The sequence below is a fragment of the Gemmiger formicilis genome (assembly GCF_018784445.1).
Classification (GTDB): domain Bacteria; phylum Bacillota; class Clostridia; order Oscillospirales; family Ruminococcaceae; genus Gemmiger.
Genome location: NZ_WQOH01000036.1, coordinates 95,722 through 113,432 on the forward strand (window position 1 = coordinate 95,722; position 17,711 = coordinate 113,432).

Consider the following 17,711-nt stretch of genomic DNA (forward strand, 5'->3'; position numbering starts at 1 on the left):
ATCATGCGCCCGAATAAAGACCGCCGCACAGAAATTATTCTGTACGGGCTGTTGCTGATACCGCTGCTGTTTGCTGCCGCAGCGCTGGCACAGGCAACTGAACAGGCGCAGGGGCTGGCAGAAATCACCGTTGTACTAAGCTCTATTCTCAACAATCCTATGGCATTGAAATGGTGCGCCAGCACTCCAAAATTTCTGCTGGCGGTGCTGGTGCTTTATCCGTTGGCCGTCTACTGCTATATGCTCGACCAAGCAGACCGCCACCCCGGCGCAGAGCACGGCACGGCCAAGTGGGGCAGCACCCACACACTTAACCTAAAATATCGGAACACAAAGCAACCGGCAGAAAACTACATCTTGACCGAGAATGTACGCTTCAGCACCGACAGCCACGCGCATAAACATAATCTCAACATTATCGTAATCGGCGGATCCGGCAGCGGCAAGACACGCTTTTATGTGAAGCCCAACGCGCTGCAACTAATTGGCTCTTATCTTTTTCTGGACCCCAAAGGGGAGTTGACACGCACCCTCGGCAGAATCATGGAAATGAAAGGTATCAGCGTGACAGTGCTTGACCTTGTGCATTTTCAAGGCCATTACAATCCGATGGCCTATCTCGAAACCGATGAGGACGCCATCAAGCTGGCGTTCGCCATTGTCAACAACACCAAACCCAAGGATGCCCCCAGCGGCGGTGATAAGTTTTGGGATGATTCTTCTGTGCTGCTGATCTCCGCACTGATTCTCTATCTCATGTACGAAGCCCCTGCCAGTGAGCAGAATTTTTCCACATTGATGTATATGATTCTGAATTGCCAAGTCAGCGAAAATGAAATGGTCGAGAACCCCTTGATGATGCTGTTCGGAGAATTGGAGCGCCGCGACCCGCAGCACCCGGCTGTTTTGCAATTCAAGTCGTTCATGTTGGGTGCGAAAAAGACGCTGCAATCCATTCTTATCTCGGCTGCGGCCAATCTCTATATGTTCAACAGCCGTAAGTTTGCGGAAATGACTTCGCGCGATGAAATGTTCCTGCCGCGTATGGGGCTGGAGCAGCGGGCATTATTTATTGTTTTGCCCGACAATGATACAACTTTTAATTTCATTGCAACGATGCTCTACACGCAGCTTTTTGACCAGCTTTTTCGTTTGGCAGATTCCACGCCGGAATACAACGGTGCGCTGCCGGTTCATGTGCGGCTGATGATGGATGAATTTGCAAATGTTGCACTACCGAAGAATTTCAAGAATATTCTTGCTGTTTGCAGAAGTAGAAATATCAGCTGCGACATTATTTTGCAGAACATTGCCCAGCTAAAAAGCCTGTTCAAAGACGATTGGGAAGGCATAATCGGAAACTGTGACACCCTGCTTTACCTCGGCGGCAACGAGTACGGTACCTACGAATATCTTTCCAAAATTCTCGGCAAGGAAACCGAACGCACCAAAAGCCAAAGCATTGGCAAAGGCAGCCGGGGCAGCAGCAGCGACAGCCTGCAAACGGCGGGCCGTGAACTGTGTATGCCCGATGAAATCCGCCGTATGCGTGACGATGAGTGCCTGCTGCTGATGCGCAGCGAGGACCCGGTCATCGACAAAAAGTACAATCTGCTTCATCACCCGAATGTAAAATATACATCCGATGCAGGAGGTGAGCCTTATGTAATGCCGCCCGACTATATGGGCGACGCCGTCACTATCACGATGGGTGCTGTTGCTGCCGCGACAGCACCCGAAATCACCGAAGAAATGTACGAACAACTCGACTACTTAGAAAAACACCCGGAGGAAAATTATTATGAAAATGAAGAAAACTTCTCTCAATACGACCAAGGTGACTGACCGCAAAATCAAGCGCCTTTATCTTGTGGCGGCGACGGTGGTTGCCGCTGCTTTTGTTATGGCCATGCCTGCCTTTGCAGATGATCCGCTGACGACCATCAACAATCTGAGCGACTTTGTGTTCAGCGCCATCAAAGCCATCGGCGCGATCCTGCTGGGCTTCGGCATCGTGCAAATCGGCCTTGCCCTCAAAGGCCACGATGCCAGCCAGCGGGCGCAAGGCTTTATGACGTTCTTCGGTGGCGTGGTCATTTATTTTGCAAAGGATATTCTTGATATGATTCTGTAAGCAATGCCGTCTAGTTGACTTTTGTGCTAAATAAGCGTATAATGTTTAGCGTGAAAGTCAATTTGAGAGAAGGTGTGTGCTATGGATTCTACAACGAAGATTATAGAGTTGGCTTCCCAAAATAATGGCATCGTAACTGCTGCTATGATTTCTTCTGCCGGAATATCACGCGGAAGTTTGAAATATTTGGCCGATACAGGCCGATTAGATCAGGTCTCCCGTGGGGTATATACCCTGCCGGAAGTTTGGGAGGATGAATTTGTATCCATTCAAGAGCGATATAAGCGTGGTGTATTTGCATTGGATACCGCACTGTTTCTGCATGATTTAACTGACAGGACACCACACAAGTTTCACATGGCATTTCCCTATGGATATAATACATCCAGTCCAAAAGCAGCGGGGATTTTATGCTCTTGCAAGAAAGAGCCTTATTACAGTCTTGGAATCGCGCTGGTTGACACCCCTGCCGGAAATACAGTCCGGGCCTACAATGCAGAAAAAACCCTATGTGAAATTCTAAAGCCCATCAGCCACACGGATATTCAGATCATTACAGATGCATTCAAGCGGTACGCTGGCCGTAAAGATAAGAACATTCCTTTGCTTTCGGAATATGCTCATCAACTACGCGTAGAAAAACGGCTGCGTCCTTATTTGGAGGTACTATTATGAAAAACGCTATGCAGCTGAAAGCGATTATGAAAAAGCTGGCGAAAGAAAACCAGATTTCCGCACAGCTTGTTTTGCAAAATTATATGCTGGAACGATTCTTGGAGCGGGTATCATTATCCCCGTATCGGGATAATTACATCATCAAAGGTGGCTTTTTAATTTCCTCTATGGTGGGGCTGAACTCCAGAGCGACAATGGATATGGATGCAACCATAAAGGGTTATCCAGTTACGCAGGATGCCGTCCAAAAAATGATAGAGCAGATTCTCACCGTTCCGGTTGACGATGACATCACATTTACATTCAAAAGCATTGGTGAAATCCGGGAGGGTGATGAATATACTGGATACCGCGTAGCTTTGACAGCCGATTTTCCGCCTATGGCAGTTCCCTTAAAGCTGGACATCACTACTGGCGATAAAATCACACCACGCGAAATTCAATATGACTACAAGTTGATGCTGGAAGATCGTCATATTCAAGTTATGGCATACAATTTGGCCACCATTCTGGCGGAAAAGCTGGAGACTGTAATATCTCGCAGTGACCAGAATACCCGGCCAAGAGATTATTATGATGTCTATATCCTTACCAAACTGCAAGCAGAAAATATAGACTTTCCCGCTTTAGGGGCGGCACTGATGGCTACAGCCAGTAAGCGAGGCTCTGATTCGATTTTGCAAGATTATAGAGCAATTGTGGAAGCGGTGCGAAACAGCGAGATTATGCGTAGGCAATGGGATAATTACCGAAAAGATTTCGACTACGCTTCCACCATCAGCTTTGATGAAGTGTGTGATGCAGTTGCTTCTACAATGGACACCCTAATAACAAACAATTTTTTTAATTAAGCTATGCAGTCGGCAGAATTTCTGTCGGCTGTTTTCTTTTATCTGAAAGTGGGTGAAAACTTGAATCAAAACTGGATCGTTGAGAATCTGAACAATGCATTTTCCACATGGAATGGAAAACTGGGCGAGTTATGGGGGCTGGTGACAACCGGCCCCCAAACTTTTAAGGGCGGCGCAGTGTGGAGTGTGATGCAGACCTTGCACAATGGTATGGTTGGCATTGGCTATGCACTGGTCGTGCTGTTCTTTGCTATATCGCTATGCAAAAACACAATGAATTTTCACGAGTTAAAACGCCCCGAAGCTGCAATCCATTACTTTCTCCGCTTTGTGGCGGCAAAAGCACTTGTGGGATATGGCATGGACATTATGCTGAATGTGTTTTCCATCTGTAACGGCATCGTCACAGATATGGCCGACAGCATGGGCGGTATCTCGGAAGCTATGGTGTCGCTGCCCGCAGAAATGCAGACCGCTATCGAAAATGTGGGATTTCTCGCCAGCATACCGCTATGGCTCGTAACGATTCTCGGCAGCTTGTTCATTACGGTGCTTTCCTTTGTAATGATCCTTACCGTGTATGGCCGCTTCTTCCGTTTGTATATGTACACAGCGCTGGCTCCGCTGCCGCTGGCGGCTTTTGCCGGGGAAAGCACACAATCCGTGGGCATATCGTTTTTGAAAAGTTATGTCGGCGTGTGCTTAGAGGGTGCGGTCATTGTGCTGGCCTGCGTGATTTACTCGGCGTTTGTCAGTACGCCAACAGTAGCCAGCGGCGAGGCGACCACTATTGTGTGGAGCTACCTTGCCGAAACCGTGTTCAATATGCTCGTACTTGTGGGGCTGATAAAAGGTTCTGACCGAATTATCCATGAAATGATGGGGTTATAAATCATGCAAATACCAATCAACAAAGAAATCCGCCATTACCAAGAGGAAATCTTTTTGGGGCTGAATCTGCGGCAGATGATTTGCTCCGGCGCGGCCATTGCCGTGGCAGTTGCGGTCTATTTGGGGCTGACCCCGCTGTTGGGTCATGAAACGGCGGGCTGGGTCTGCATTGTGGCCGCTGCGCCGATTGCAGCAGCAGGATTTTTTACTTATGACTGTCTGACCTTTGAAAAATTCCTGCTTGTTGTAATAGACAGCACAGTTATCAGAAACGATTGGCGGTTATGGAAAACCGAAAACAAATATTGCAAAAAGAAAAAAGGTGATAAGCATTGAGACTAAGTGAGTACGCATCTACGCGAAAAACGCGCGGCAGCTATAAAATGCCCCGTTCCGTGCAGCAGAGCATCCCCATCGACAGAATCTATGCAGACGGTGTTTGGCAATCGGAAAATGTGTTCAGCATGATGTGGCAAATCAGCGACATCAACTACGCCATGCAGAGTGACGCGGCCAAGCAGAATATTTTAACGCAGCTTGGCACGGTCTACGCGGGCATCCCTGCTGACTGCTGGATGCAAGTCTGCATCGTCAGCCAGCGCATGGATGAAAAAGCCTTTGCCCGTGATGTGCTGTACCACCGCGAGAACGATGGCTTTGATGCCCTCCGCGCCGAGCGTAACCGCCAAATCAAGGCCAACGCCCGCGAAAATGGAAATGTGGTGCAGCATAAGTACATCATCGTGTCCACGAACAAACCCGGCGTAAAAGAGGCCCGCGAACGCTTTGTACAGGTGCAGGGGCATTTGCTGTCTGCATTTTCCGCCTTGGAATGTGCCGTCACGCCGCTGGACAACCGCGTACGGCTGGAGGTACTGCACAAGTTTTTCCGCATTTCCGAGGAGGGTCGTTTTAACTTCGACTTTGATAATTGCGCCAAACTGGGGCAGGACTTCCGCGATTCTATCACCCCGGACTGCATCCGCTTTTGCAAAAAGCATATTGAAATCGAGGATTTTTATGCCAAGTGCATGACGATCAGCGAGTACCCGCAGCAGCTTGATGATAAGTTTATCTCCGCACTGCTTCAGCAAGTGCCATACATTGTGTTATCAATCGACATTGAGCCGGTGGAAACCGAGGATGCTTTCAAAGAAATTGACAATGCGCAGATGAAAACCGATGCCGAGAAAGTCCGTTTCAATAAGAAATCCGTGGAAAATCTCGACTTTACATCTTCCGTGCCGCAGCGGACGCAGGAGCAGGACCGCATCATTGCCAACATCCGCAAAGAAATGACGGAGAACGACCAGCAAATGTTTTTGAGCCTACTCACCGTCACTTACTTTGCTGACACACTGGAAGATCTCGCGCTGGAAACCGATGCACTGAAAACCACGGCGGCAAACTATAACTGCCGATTCACCGAGTTGTACTTTCAGCAGGAACGCGCCTTTAACACGGCCATGCCCTACGGTCTGCGCCGCATCGAGAGCGTGCGCACGATGCTGACGAAATCGCTGACAGCACTTGTACCGTTCAATACGCAAGAAATTCTCACACCGGGTGGCATTTGTTACGGCAGAAACGCCGTGACAGGCAATCTCATCATCGGGCTGCGCACTAGCCTTGTGAACGGCAATGCAATGGTTGTCGCTACCTCCGGCGGCGGTAAATCCATGTTTGTTAAGTTGGAAATTTTGATGCTGTATCTGCGCTTCACAAAAGCACGTTTCTATGTCGTAGATCCCGAAAATGAGTACGCGCCGCTTGTGCAGGAATTGGGCGGCGAGGTTGTGAATATCTCGGTGGACAGCGCTACGCACTTTAATCCGCTGGACTTCAAATACGATAAGGCAACGAAAATACCTCCCCATGTTGCTAAGGCAGAATTTGTATTGAGCCTGTGTGAGCAAATAATGGGCAAGGAGCATATTCTGGCCGGTGATAAAAGTCTGATTGATGATGCCCTTGAAAACATCTACAAACCCTTGATGGAATCCCACTATACCGCGCCATGTCCGACTATCAAGGACTTGTGGATGGCACTGAACAATCAGCGCGATAAACGGTCAAAGGAAATCGCGCTTGCATTGCGAATTTTCGCCACCGGCAGTATGCAAGCGTTCGCCCAGCCCACCAACGTGGACATGAGCAACCGCCTGATCTGCTTCAACATCCAGAGCTTGGGGGAACAGCTAAAGCCAGTTGCTATGCTGTCCATGTTGGAGTACATCAACACCGCCGTTATGAGCAACGAACGCAACGACCCCAAGGCCGCCACATGGGTATACTTTGATGAAATCTATCTGCTGCTGCGCGATTCTTTGAGCGCCAATTTCCTGTACACAAGTTGGAAGCGATTCAGAAAGTACAACGCCTACGCCACCGGCATCACGCAAAATGTGCAGGACTGCCTTACCAATGACACCGCCTATGCCATGCTGGCAAACTCCGAATTTGTGGTCATGCTGCGCCAAACCAAGGACATTGACAGTGTGGTAGAACTGTACGGCCTGTCCGAGCCGCAGCGGAAATATTTGCTGTTGGCCCAACCCGGTGAGGGCATTATCAAAATGGGCAACAGCCTTATCCCATTCAACAATCCCCAGCCCAAGGATACTAAGACATATAAGTTGCTTACTACAAAACCCGGTGAAATGGAGGGAATCCTATGAGTGAAAATGAAATCCGTGTGCTGTATGTGCAACCCGGTAAATATCCGGAGGAGCGCACGATTTCCAACACATTAAGGGCATTGCAGGAGCTTGTCGGCGGTGATATTGAATGTTGCCGTCCGTGGAGAGATAGCGTTTGCGTTATCTGCAACGACTCCGGGAAGATTGACGGTTTGCCGCCTAACCGGCTTTACGGACATACAGATTTTCTTGCAGGTTCTTTTGTGGTCTGCGGCAATGGCGGAGAAGACTTTATCAGTTTGACTGATAGACAGGTTTTCTTATATGAAAGGCTGTATCATAACCCTGTTGTCTTTCTCCCCACGCCGCACGGCCTGTTGCCGATGAAATGCACTCCTGAACAGTACGAGCAATTCCAGCGCGATGGCAATAAGCTGAAAATCAAACCCATCGACCACGGAGAACGCTAAGAGCATGATTTTACACAAACAAAAGGCGGGGTGTCGACCGCCGTAGAAATCAAGAAGCACAACTTTTATATAAAATAGGAGGATACCACCATGACCGACCCCAAATTTGTGACCCCTCCCCATCGTAGGGCATACTTAACCCACCTCAACCGCTGCAAGGTGATGGACAGCTACCACCGCGCACTGATTTACATCTTGACAGCAGTACCCGCACTTCGGAATAACATTGACGCTTGTTTCAATTTTGAAAAGGACGAAATCAAGCCGGAATCGCTGGCCGCAGGATGGCAGACCAGCGGCACAACCAAGCTGACACGGTTTGCCTATAATCTTTGGAATGGATACGATGACAAATCCTGTACACCGTATGACCTGTTCGACTGCTCCTTTGCGCCGTATATGTACGAAGCCGTAAAACTGCGCTACCCGGAATATACGCGCCAGTTGGATGATGTGGTAATTGACGATGCCCGGAATTAAGGCAAAGCGCAAGCAGCTTGTGCGCAAAACACTTATGCGGGCCAAGGCGCAAGGTGAACGCACCGCCGAGCAGCGGCAGGAATCCCCCGAAGAATACGCACAAACCGAGGTGCAGCAGGGCATTTCCGATGTGGCTGCCCGTACAGGCAACACCGCCAAAAGCACCGCCCGCATGAGCTACCGCAAGTTTCGTGCAATGCAGGAGAAGCGGAAGAATCTCACCTTGCAGGGCAGCGCCCAATCTGCATCAAAGCCGACTGAAAAAGAGAAAGTCACTGTTCCCACGCAGACCGAGCGCAGGGAAATGTTCAAAAAGCAGCGTTTCCGGCAAAAGGCCATCGCAGCCAAAACACAAGCGCCGCAAGCCCCTGTGCCGTCATCGGCCACACCGGCACCGCCGCCCTGCCGAGTCCAAATGCAGCAGCGCTTAAAGCGGCAGCACCTGACCCGCGAGGCTGTGCGCCGCTATCTGCAAAAGCAGACGACTGCCACAGCGGCGGGCAATACCGCTCCCATCGTTACCCACGCACCCAAACTGCCCACAATCAGCAATAAACAAGCCGCGGTTGAAGCAATCAGCCGTGGCGTTCATTATATCGCAGCCAAAATCAAAGCCCTGCTCTCCCAAACTGTGCGGCGCGCCGCGCAATCGCTGCTGGCGCTGCTTGGCGCAGGCGGCGTGGTGTTGGTGCTGGCGATGGTCATTGGCGCAGCCGCAGCGGTGATCGGCTCGCCCATGGGCATCTTGTTTGCCGATGAATCCGGCGATCCCAACAGCATCCCTATTGCCGAAATCGTAGTCGACACCAACGCCGACTTCGGCGCGGCCATCAATGACATCGTATCCGCCCACCCGGAGTGCAGCGAAACCACCATCACCTACGACTACGAGGACGGTCATACATGGGCAAGCTACTGGCCGGAGGTGCTGGCCATCTTTGCAGTACATACCAACCTCAACTCTGATAGCGACGTTGTCGTTATCAATGCCGCCCAAATGCAGCGCATCCAAGACACCTTTTGGACTATGCACGAGATCACCTACGAGGTCGAAGAAGTAGACATCACTCCCGAACCCACCGAGGACGACCCCGACCCGGAGCAGCAGACCGACTATATTTTGCACATCACCGTCAGCAGCAAAACTGTGGATGAACTGGCCGAGTTGTACAATTTCACCCAAGACCAAAACGATATATTGCACGAACTTCTCTCCGATGAAATGCGCCCTACGCTGCTTGCCCTCTGCGGCGGCATCGGCATCATCGAGGATGGCGAGTTATGCTGGCCGCTGCCCGGCCACACCTATATTTCCTGCAATTTTGGTGACGACGACGCTTACGGTAATTCCGGGCATCGCGGTACGGACATTCCCGCGCCGGAGGGGACGCCGATTCTCGCCGCCCACAGCGGCACGGTCATTATCTCTGGCTGGAACAACAGCTACGGCAACCAAGTTTTGCTGGACAACGGCGCGGGCCTGTCTACGCGGTATGCCCACATGACTGCCGCTGCTGTTTCGGCGGGCGAAACCGTCACGGCGGGGCAAGTGATTGGCTATGTTGGCAACACCGGCGACAGCACCGGTTTCCACCTACATTTTGAGGTAATGCAAAACGGCGTGCGCGTGAACCCACTGGATGCAGTTACTCCGCAATGATGGCGAACACTTTTTCACAAAATGTCAAAAATATGGTTGCAGTCCAGATTATAGGATGCGCAAGCGTGTATAATAGAGACAGCGCCCCCAGCATAAAGATAAAAATTGCCTGAAAGGAACTTCTCTATGTCATTCAAAATGAAAAGAACGCTTGAAATGCGGCGTGTAGAAAGCGCGTTTGCGGACTACTTAGAAAATGAGGACAGTATTGACCTCCTCTGGTCAGATAAAGTCGGCTATGTCTTTCTTACCATCAATGAGAAAACGCATCAATCTGAAAGCTGTGAGGATTTACATACTGCACCGCAGCTTTGCCGCCGACTGCTGGATGATATGGCCATCACCGTGATGATGCAGACAAAGCGCAACCACAACTTTACAAATATGGATAAGGACGAAGCTGTGCGGGTGCGGGCTTTTTGGAAACCGGTAATTGAAAAGCTGCCGGACTATGCTTATCTCTGCGATGAAATTCTCCGCGAAGCACAAGAAAATGAGGAGGAAAACGGCATTGATTTACAGTGAAGCCGAAAGGAAAGAAATCGAGCGTGTGTATGGCGTTTTCAAGGATTATATTCACGCAAGCAAATTCTTGGATTTTGTCTGGTCTGAAAAGCTGGGGTATCTGCTGCTGCATATCGACCCAACAGAAAACACCATTGAGGAGGACCAAATCATTGCTTCTGCGGATGAATTGTGTGCTGAACTATTCAACGAAGTTGCAACGGATGTTTTTCAAGAAGCTAAGAGAGAACACTTTTATCCTGATGCAGATGATGACGAGATTGCAGAGATTCGCAGACGTTGGCAGCCTTACCTCGACCTGCTTCCTGAGTATAGGAGTTCATGCAGAGCATTTCACACAGCAGAATAAGTGAAAAGAAGCCTTCAGCATGATATGCCCCCTATATAGTTTTCAGTGCTTTATTTCACTGTTCGCTATATAGGGGGCATATCATTGCGCGGGCTGCTATTTGTTTTGGAAATTTGGAATTGTACTTTCTTGCCGAACAGCAGCAGAAATATTTGCTGCTGACATAGCCAATACATACGAAGTGCGGCAGGCTCTTGTTGAGAACGATCTTGAATCACGCTATCCATGACGGAATCATTTGACAAAAAACGTCAAGGTGTGCTATTATATGCCGACTTTTAGTTTGCGAGATCGTTTCGCTTATAGGAAGTGGACATCAAAATTTCACTTGGTTTGCTTTACGATATTCTGTCGGGGATGTTCCCTCTATGTTGCTAAATGTCTTGCAAAAGTAGCTGGACGAAGAAAAGCCAAGAATGCTGGCAATCTGGGATGGCGCAAGGTCGGTTTCGGCCAGTAGCCGCTTCCCCTCCTGGATGCGGCAGTCAATGATATAGTTGATGGGTGAGACCCCATATTCGCGCTTAAAGGCGTGTGCCATATGATATTTGCTGATACTAACCTTTTCAGCAAGTTCATCTAGCGTAAGATTTTCTTTATAATGGTGGTCGATATAGCGCTTTACAGTTGCACACTGACGGTTAGCAGGCAGCCGGGAATGAATAGGAACAGCGGATACACTGGCATTTCGCATAAGCTGCACCACAATAATATCCATATAAGCCTGACAAAGTATCTGAAAATTGGATTCCCGATTCTGCATTTCCGTAAGAATCTTTCTCATGCAGGGCAGTACATCGTTGTTCCCGTCAAACGTATAAACGCAAAAGCTGCCCTCGGAGGTATCGGAAATCGTAAATTCTAACCCCTCGATACCCAACACAATATATTCCAGCGGGTGGGATTCCAAGCTGACCTCTGTATGGATAACATTGGGGTTTACAACAACAAGCTGATGAGCCCGAACCGGGAATAATCTATCGTTGATTTGAAATTGCCCCGCACCATCTACAATATAAAATAATTCAGCATAACTATGAGAATGTGGAATGGAGGGCCAATCCCCGCTATACCTTGTGGAGGCAATATTGCGTAATTTCATCTTATCGCGGGGCAGGGAATCATCATCCTGATTGAAGGAGTAGTTGATATGGCTCATGGGGTCACACTTCCTATTCTGTAGTATATTGTCATTATATTGCACAAGACTGAAAAGCGCAAGACGGTATTCGGCATTTTTGTCAACAACCAACTTTTCCAAAAAATAGTAAATGGTAAAAGTGCACAATAAATACCTGCAAAAATCCGGCGATGTGCCGAAAAGAGGCGGAATAGCAAGATTGTAAAACAGGTGGGCAAGATAATAATTGCTAAAAAACCGGAAAAGCACTACACTTAAATCACCGCGAAAGGGATGTAATCCCGACACAGAATTTACACTTAGGAGGAAAACACAAATGAAGAAGATCGTTGCACTTTTGATGGCTTCTGCTATGGCAGCATCTCTGGCTGCTTGTGGTGGCAGCGCTCAAAGCTCGGAAGCTACCTCTGCTGCTCCCGCTGAATCCACGGCTGCCGAGTCTACGGCCACCGATGGCAAGAAGTACGAGGGCGTTGAGTTGACCATGTGGTCAATGTGGTCTGCCGGTGAGGTTCAGGCAAATGCAATTCAGGCCGCCGCCGACGCTTTCGAAGCTGAAACCGGCGCACACGTCAACATCGAGTGGAAAGGCCGCGATGTCAACACCCTGATTTCTGCCGCTCTGGAATCCGGCGAAAAGCTGGACATCTTTGAGGATGACTACAACCGTATCGGTCACGCTTACGCCCCCTACACCTACGACCTGACAGAGATGGCAAACGCTGTCGGTTATGATGACTTCAGCTATGCTTGCTTCAATGATCAGTCCAAAGAGTGGGCCGGCTATCTGAACTCCATCGTAGAGCAGCCCCAGATCGGCGGTATCTTCTACAACAAGGATGTTTTCGATGCCTGCGGCATCACCGAGACCCCTAAGACTTGGGACGAGTTCCTGACCGTCTGCCAGACCATTAAGGACAACGGCTATGAGCCGCTGGCGCTGGACGGTGCTTACGCAAACTTCAACTTCTACAATCATCTGGTTCGTCATCTGGGCGAGGACGCTATTGCCGAGCTGGGCAAGAACGGCGGCTGGGCTGACAACGAGGCTGCTGTGACGGCTGCACAGGAAATCATTGATTTCGTGAATGCCGGTTATCTGGCCGAGGGCGCACCCGATGCCTACCCCGCCAGCCAGACCAAGGTCGGTCTTGGCACGGCTGCTATGGTCGTCTGCGCAAACTACGTTACCTCTGAGGTTGACGCTGCTGTTGGCGAGCCTGTGAACTGGGGCTTCTTCAACTACCCCGAAGTCGAGGGCAATGTGGATGCTTCTGCTTATGCCGGTGCTAACTCTCTGGCTATCTCCTCTAACTGCGAGAACCCGCAGGCCGCATTTGACTTCATTATGACCATCGTTACCGGCACCTGCGGGCAGGAGCTGGTTGACAAGGGCGGTCAGATCCCTGCTGACACCCGCCTGAAAGAGTCTGTCCTGGCCGGCTCTGTTGAGACGCTGAAGAACACCACCACCCCGATGAGCTGGTGTGGCTCTCTGAACACGCTGGACGGCTGGTCCTCCATCAAGAGCTCCATGATCGAGCTGTTCGAAGGCAAGTACGCAACCGGCGCTGACTACTGCGCTTACTTGGATACCCTGTGCGGCTAATCCTATAATAAATCACGGTACGCCGTCAAGCGGTGCGGCTGTAATGGATTTATTCAGGATTCCCTCAATCTGAACGGAGGCGGCACCTGAATGGGTGCCGCCTTTGCTTATGACATTTCATTTTTGAGGTATTACCAGTATGAAAAAGAACAAGACAATGATTTTCCTATTCATTCTGCCCACCGTTCTTTGCCTGTTGTTCATGTATGTCTATCCGGTCGTTCGGACAGTTATCATGAGTTTCTTTAAGGTAGAGAGCCTTACGGCAACTACAAGCACATGGAGCTTCTATGGGCTGCAAAACTATTTCAAAATCCTGCGCAATGCCGGTTTTATCAGTTCCATGAAAAACATGGTGATGATTTGGCTGGTAGGCGGCATCATTACGATGTGCCTGTCCATGTTGATGGCCGTAATTTTGACCAGCGGCATCCGCGGCGCAAAATTCTTCAAGGCCGCCATTTATATGCCCAATATCATCAGCGCCGTAGCACTGGCCACCATGTGGATTCAGTATGTGTTCAACTATGATTATGGTCTGCTGAACCAGATTGTCAAAGCATTCGGCGGCGAGAATGTCCGCTGGCTGGGTACAGACCTGATTTTCTGGGCTATGATGATTGCTTTCATCTTTGGCAGCGTTGGTTACTATATGCTGATTTTCATCAGCGGTATCGAAGGTATCCCGCAGGACTTGTACGAAGCTGCCACCATCGACGGCGCGAATATCTTTGACCGCTTTTTCCAGATTACGCTGCCCCTGCTGAAAGGCGTCATCCGCACCTGTGTTACTTTCTGGAGCATCAATGCTACCACATTCTTCCTGTGGACGAAGATGTTCTCCCCCATCAACACGGAAACGGCCACTATTGTGCCCGTTGTGTACCTGTACGATACGGTGTTTGGAGGCAAGGGCGTTGTCGAGCGCGATGCTGGTGCAGGCGCAGCGGTTGGCGTTGTGCTGACTTTGATTATCATTGCTGTGTACGTTATCACCAACCTGATCTTGAAAGACTCGGATCTGGAGTATTAAGGTAGGAGAGCAGTTATGGGAAAATATCACGATAGAATCAACTGGAAGAAAGAGCTTCGGCTTCTGCCCGGTTATATCATTGTTTGCGCGTGGGTCGCGCTTACGGCTGCCATCCTGTTCTGGATCGTCTGCGCCAGCCTTTCCTCAACAAAGGAAATTCTGACGGGCCGTGTTATGGACTTTTCCAATGGTCTGAAGTGGGATAACTACGTCACAGCTTGGAACACCCAAAATGTATCGCTGTATTTCTTCAACAGCTTGGTTTATGCCATTGTTTCCTGTGTGGGCGTATTGCTTATTTCCGCGCCCGGTGCTTATGTGCTTTCTCGCTGGAAGTTTGTCGGCGGTAAGGCCATCCGTATCGGCTTGGTCATTGCCATGAGTGTTCCCACCATTATGATCATCATGCCGCTGTACTCTTTGGCTGTGCAGTGGGGCATCAAGGGTCGTGTGCTGTTGGTTGTGCTGTACATTATGCTGCGCGTACCATACACCACGATTTATCTGTTGGATTTCTTCTCCTCGCTGTCCCGGTCTTATGAGGAGGCAGCCTACATTGACGGATGCAGCCATTCTCGGACATTCTGGCAGATTATGCTGCCGCTGGTTCAGCCCGCCATTATTACGGTTACGATTTTCAACTTCATGTCTGTGTGGAACGAGTTCTTCATGGCGTTGATTTTCACTACCAGCGATTCTATGACCCCTGTTGGTGTCGGTTTGTTGCAGATTGTCAACGCAATGAAATATTCCGGCCAGTACGGTGCTATGTTTGCTGCAGTTATCATTGTGTTCCTGCCTACTTTCCTGCTGTATCTTTTCCTGTCTGAAAAGATTATTGTCGGTGCTACCAGTGGCGGCGTTAAGGGCTGATTTAACTTTCCTCCATTCAAAATATTACGTTTCAAGGAGAATCCTTATATGAATGATGTAAGAAAAATGGGCCGTGTAACGATCCCCACCGATATGGACGCCGTCCCTGAAACCCTCGACCTGCTCAAGCGCTGGGGCGCGGATGCCATCCGCGACTGCGATGGCACTGAGTTTCCGCAGGAGCTGAAGGACACCGGCGCAAAGATTTACGCCACCTATTACACTACCCGTAAGGACAACGCATGGGCAAAGGCCAACCCCGACGAAACCCAGCAGTGCTACATTATGACGCCGTTCTACACCGCTGAAGGCGGTGCGCTGACCATCCCCCTGATGACGGGCATCAGCCGCGAGCTGATGAAGGTCAACGACCATGACGATATTGCCCGCTGGTGGGAGGTCATGGACCGCACGACGGGCGAGCCTGTCCCCACCGCCGACTGGCACTATGATGCCGCCAGCGAAAGCGTTGTCATCGACACCCCCGCCGCCTACCACGAGTACACGGTCAGCTTTTTGGCGTACCTGATCTGGGACCCCGTCCACATGTACAACTCGGTCATCAATGACTGGAAGGATGTCGAACACCAGATCCCGTTCGATGTGCGCCAGCCCAAGACCCACGCCTACACCCTGCGCCGTCTGCGCGAGTATCTGGAAAGCCACCCCTATGTCAACGTTGTGCGCTTTACGACCTTCTTCCACCTGTTCACGCTGGTGTTTGACGAGCTGCGCCGCGAGAAGTATGTTGACTGGTACGGCTACTCGGCGTCCGTTTCTCCCTATATTTTGGAGCAGTTTGAGAAGGAAGTCGGCTACAAATTCCGCCCGGAGTTTATCATTGATCAGGGCTACTACAACAACCAGTACCGCGTGCCCACCAAGGAGTACAAGGACTTTCAGGCGTTCCAGCGCCGTGAGGTGGCCGGTCTGATGAAAGAAATGACCGACATCGTCCACGAATACGGCAAGGAAGCCATGATGTTCTTGGGCGACCATTGGATCGGCTGTGAGCCGTTCATGCCGGAATTTCAGAAATCCGGCGTCGATGCCATCGTCGGCAGCGTCGGCAACGGCAGCACCCTGCGCCTGATTTCCGACATCCCCGGCGTCAAGTACACCGAGGGACGCTTCCTGCCCTACTTCTTCCCCGATACCTTCCACGAGGGCGGCGACCCTGTGCGCGAGGCCAAGGAGAACTGGGTCACCGCCCGCCGCGCCATCCTGCGCAAGCCCATTGACCGCATCGGCTACGGCGGCTACCTGAAGCTGGCCTGCGAGTTCCCGGAGTTCCTCGACTATGTCGAGAGCGTCTGCGACGAGTTCCGTGAGTTGTATGAGAACATCAAGGGCACGACGCCCTACTGCGTCAAGACCGTGGCTGTGCTGAACAGCTGGGGGCAGCAGCGCGCGTGGGGCTGCCACATGGTCCACCATGCGCTGTACCAGAAGCAGAATTACAGCTATGCGGGCGTGATCGAAGCGTTGTCCGGCGCACCGTTCGATGTGAAGTTTATCAGTTTTGACGACATCAAGGCCGACCCGAAGGTGCTGGACGGCATTGACGTCCTTATCAACGTCGGCGACGGCGACACTGCCCACACCGGCGGCAAGGTCTGGGAGGACCCGGAAATTTCCTCTGCTGTCAAGGGCTTTGTCCATCGTGGCGGCGGCTTGATCGGCGTCGGCGAACCGGGCGGCCACCAGTATCAGGGGCGCTATTTGCAGCTGTCCGCGCCGCTTGGCGTGGAGAAGGAAACGGGCTTCACCCTAAACTACGACAAGTACAACTGGGACGAGCACCGCGACCACTTTATTCTGGCCGACTGCCCCGACCATGATGTGGACTTTGGCGAGGGCAAGAAGAACATCTTTGCATGGGAAGGCACAGAAATTCTCATTCAGCGTGACAAGGAAGTCCAGATGGCTGCGCATGAGTACGGCAAGGGGCGCGGTGTGTATATCAGCGGTCTGCCGTACAGCTTTGTGAACAACCGCGTGCTGTACCGCGCCATCCTGTGGGCTGCCCACGATGAAGCCGACCTGCACAAATGGTTCAGCACGAACTACAATGTCGAGGTGCACGCCTACGTTAAGAACGGCAAATATTGTGTGGTAAACAACACCTATGAGCCGCAGGACACCACCGTCTACACCGGCGATGGAAGCAGCTTTACCCTGCACATGGACGCAAACGAGATCAAATGGTATAATCTGTAAAGCAGGAAAAAGGCGTGCCGTACTGTGCGGCACGCCTTTGACTGCAAAAACATTGATATGAGGTTTGTTATGGATAAACATCCTAATATTATCCTGCTTATGGCAGACCAGATGCGCGGCGATTGCCTTGGTATTGCCGGACACCCGGATGTAAAAACACC

General features: G+C 50.7%; 18 protein-coding genes. 17 read left to right on the plus strand and 1 reads right to left on the minus strand.

Features of this window, described 5'->3' with window-relative positions; genetic code table 11:
• Window positions 1–3 precede the first annotated feature (3 nt).
• The 12 genes from GPK89_RS11270 to GPK89_RS11325 all read left to right on the plus strand — a co-directional run bounded on the left by GPK89_RS11270 (window position 4) and on the right by GPK89_RS11325 (window position 10,674).
• On the plus strand, window positions 4–1,845 hold the full coding sequence (locus tag GPK89_RS11270) for a VirD4-like conjugal transfer protein, CD1115 family (protein WP_215693207.1): 1,842 nt from the start codon (window positions 4–6) through the stop codon (window positions 1,843–1,845).
• A complete protein-coding gene (locus tag GPK89_RS11275; protein WP_143402714.1) occupies window positions 1,802–2,134 on the plus strand; it encodes a TrbC/VirB2 family protein in 333 nt (110 codons plus the stop codon). Before GPK89_RS11270 ends, GPK89_RS11275 begins: the two co-directional genes overlap by 44 nt.
• An 81-nt stretch (window positions 2,135–2,215) precedes the next feature.
• Entirely contained in the window at window positions 2,216–2,809 is a 594-nt protein-coding gene (locus tag GPK89_RS11280) for a type IV toxin-antitoxin system AbiEi family antitoxin domain-containing protein (protein WP_078784608.1), read from the plus strand.
• Window positions 2,806–3,660, plus strand: a complete 855-nt coding sequence (locus GPK89_RS11285; protein ID WP_147609896.1) for a nucleotidyl transferase AbiEii/AbiGii toxin family protein — start codon at window positions 2,806–2,808, stop codon at window positions 3,658–3,660. Before GPK89_RS11280 ends, GPK89_RS11285 begins: the two co-directional genes overlap by 4 nt.
• A 60-nt stretch (window positions 3,661–3,720) precedes the next feature.
• Complete coding sequence (locus GPK89_RS11290) at window positions 3,721–4,551, plus strand: hypothetical protein (protein ID WP_078784657.1); 831 nt, start codon at window positions 3,721–3,723, stop codon at window positions 4,549–4,551.
• Window positions 4,552–4,554: 3 nt separating this feature from the next.
• Window positions 4,555–4,887 (plus strand): PrgI family protein, encoded by a 333-nt coding sequence (locus GPK89_RS11295; protein WP_113998745.1) that lies wholly within the window; start codon window positions 4,555–4,557, stop codon window positions 4,885–4,887.
• A 47-nt stretch (window positions 4,888–4,934) separates the two neighbouring features.
• Window positions 4,935–7,229 (plus strand): VirB4-like conjugal transfer ATPase, CD1110 family, encoded by a 2,295-nt coding sequence (locus GPK89_RS11300; protein WP_215693209.1) that lies wholly within the window; start codon window positions 4,935–4,937, stop codon window positions 7,227–7,229.
• Window positions 7,226–7,660, plus strand: coding sequence for a DUF3846 domain-containing protein (locus GPK89_RS11305; protein WP_215693211.1), 435 nt, complete (start codon window positions 7,226–7,228; stop codon window positions 7,658–7,660). The genes GPK89_RS11300 and GPK89_RS11305 overlap by 4 nt, the downstream gene beginning before the upstream one ends.
• 90 nt (window positions 7,661–7,750) lie before the next feature.
• Window positions 7,751–8,140, plus strand: coding sequence for a DUF6075 family protein (locus GPK89_RS11310; protein WP_215693213.1), 390 nt, complete (start codon window positions 7,751–7,753; stop codon window positions 8,138–8,140).
• Window positions 8,127–9,800, plus strand: a complete 1,674-nt coding sequence (locus GPK89_RS11315; RefSeq protein ID WP_215693215.1) for a M23 family metallopeptidase — start codon at window positions 8,127–8,129, stop codon at window positions 9,798–9,800. Before GPK89_RS11310 ends, GPK89_RS11315 begins: the two co-directional genes overlap by 14 nt.
• Window positions 9,801–9,956: 156 nt before the next feature.
• Window positions 9,957–10,325 (plus strand): hypothetical protein, encoded by a 369-nt coding sequence (locus tag GPK89_RS11320; protein WP_215693217.1) that lies wholly within the window; start codon window positions 9,957–9,959, stop codon window positions 10,323–10,325.
• On the plus strand, window positions 10,312–10,674 hold the full coding sequence (locus tag GPK89_RS11325; protein ID WP_215693219.1) for a hypothetical protein: 363 nt from the start codon (window positions 10,312–10,314) through the stop codon (window positions 10,672–10,674). Before GPK89_RS11320 ends, GPK89_RS11325 begins: the two co-directional genes overlap by 14 nt.
• Window positions 10,675–10,990: 316 nt before the next feature.
• On the opposite strand, the gene GPK89_RS11330 is transcribed toward GPK89_RS11325, so the two are convergent.
• Window positions 10,991–11,833 (minus strand): AraC family transcriptional regulator, encoded by an 843-nt coding sequence (locus GPK89_RS11330; protein WP_147609883.1) that lies wholly within the window; start codon window positions 11,831–11,833, stop codon window positions 10,991–10,993.
• A 298-nt stretch (window positions 11,834–12,131) separates the two neighbouring features.
• Here GPK89_RS11330 and GPK89_RS11335 point away from each other — a divergent pair, with 298 nt between their 5' ends.
• The 5 genes from GPK89_RS11335 to GPK89_RS16640 form a co-directional block, all read left to right on the plus strand.
• Complete coding sequence (locus tag GPK89_RS11335; protein ID WP_147609882.1) at window positions 12,132–13,424, plus strand: ABC transporter substrate-binding protein; 1,293 nt, start codon at window positions 12,132–12,134, stop codon at window positions 13,422–13,424.
• Between the two features lie 139 nt (window positions 13,425–13,563).
• The gene (locus GPK89_RS11340; RefSeq protein WP_113998753.1) at window positions 13,564–14,457 is read left to right on the plus strand and encodes a carbohydrate ABC transporter permease; all 894 of its coding nucleotides are present in this window, start codon (window positions 13,564–13,566) and stop codon (window positions 14,455–14,457) included.
• 15 nt (window positions 14,458–14,472) lie between these two features.
• Window positions 14,473–15,330 carry a carbohydrate ABC transporter permease gene (locus tag GPK89_RS11345; RefSeq protein WP_215693221.1) on the plus strand — a complete coding sequence of 286 codons (858 nt, stop codon included), beginning with the start codon at window positions 14,473–14,475 and terminating at the stop codon, window positions 15,328–15,330.
• A 48-nt stretch (window positions 15,331–15,378) separates the two neighbouring features.
• Window positions 15,379–17,550 (plus strand): 1,3-beta-galactosyl-N-acetylhexosamine phosphorylase, encoded by a 2,172-nt coding sequence (gnpA, locus tag GPK89_RS11350; RefSeq protein WP_215693223.1) that lies wholly within the window; start codon window positions 15,379–15,381, stop codon window positions 17,548–17,550.
• 69 nt (window positions 17,551–17,619) lie between these two features.
• The coding region (locus GPK89_RS16640; RefSeq protein ID WP_346344855.1) for a hypothetical protein at window positions 17,620–17,711 on the plus strand (92 nt) is incomplete at its 3' end.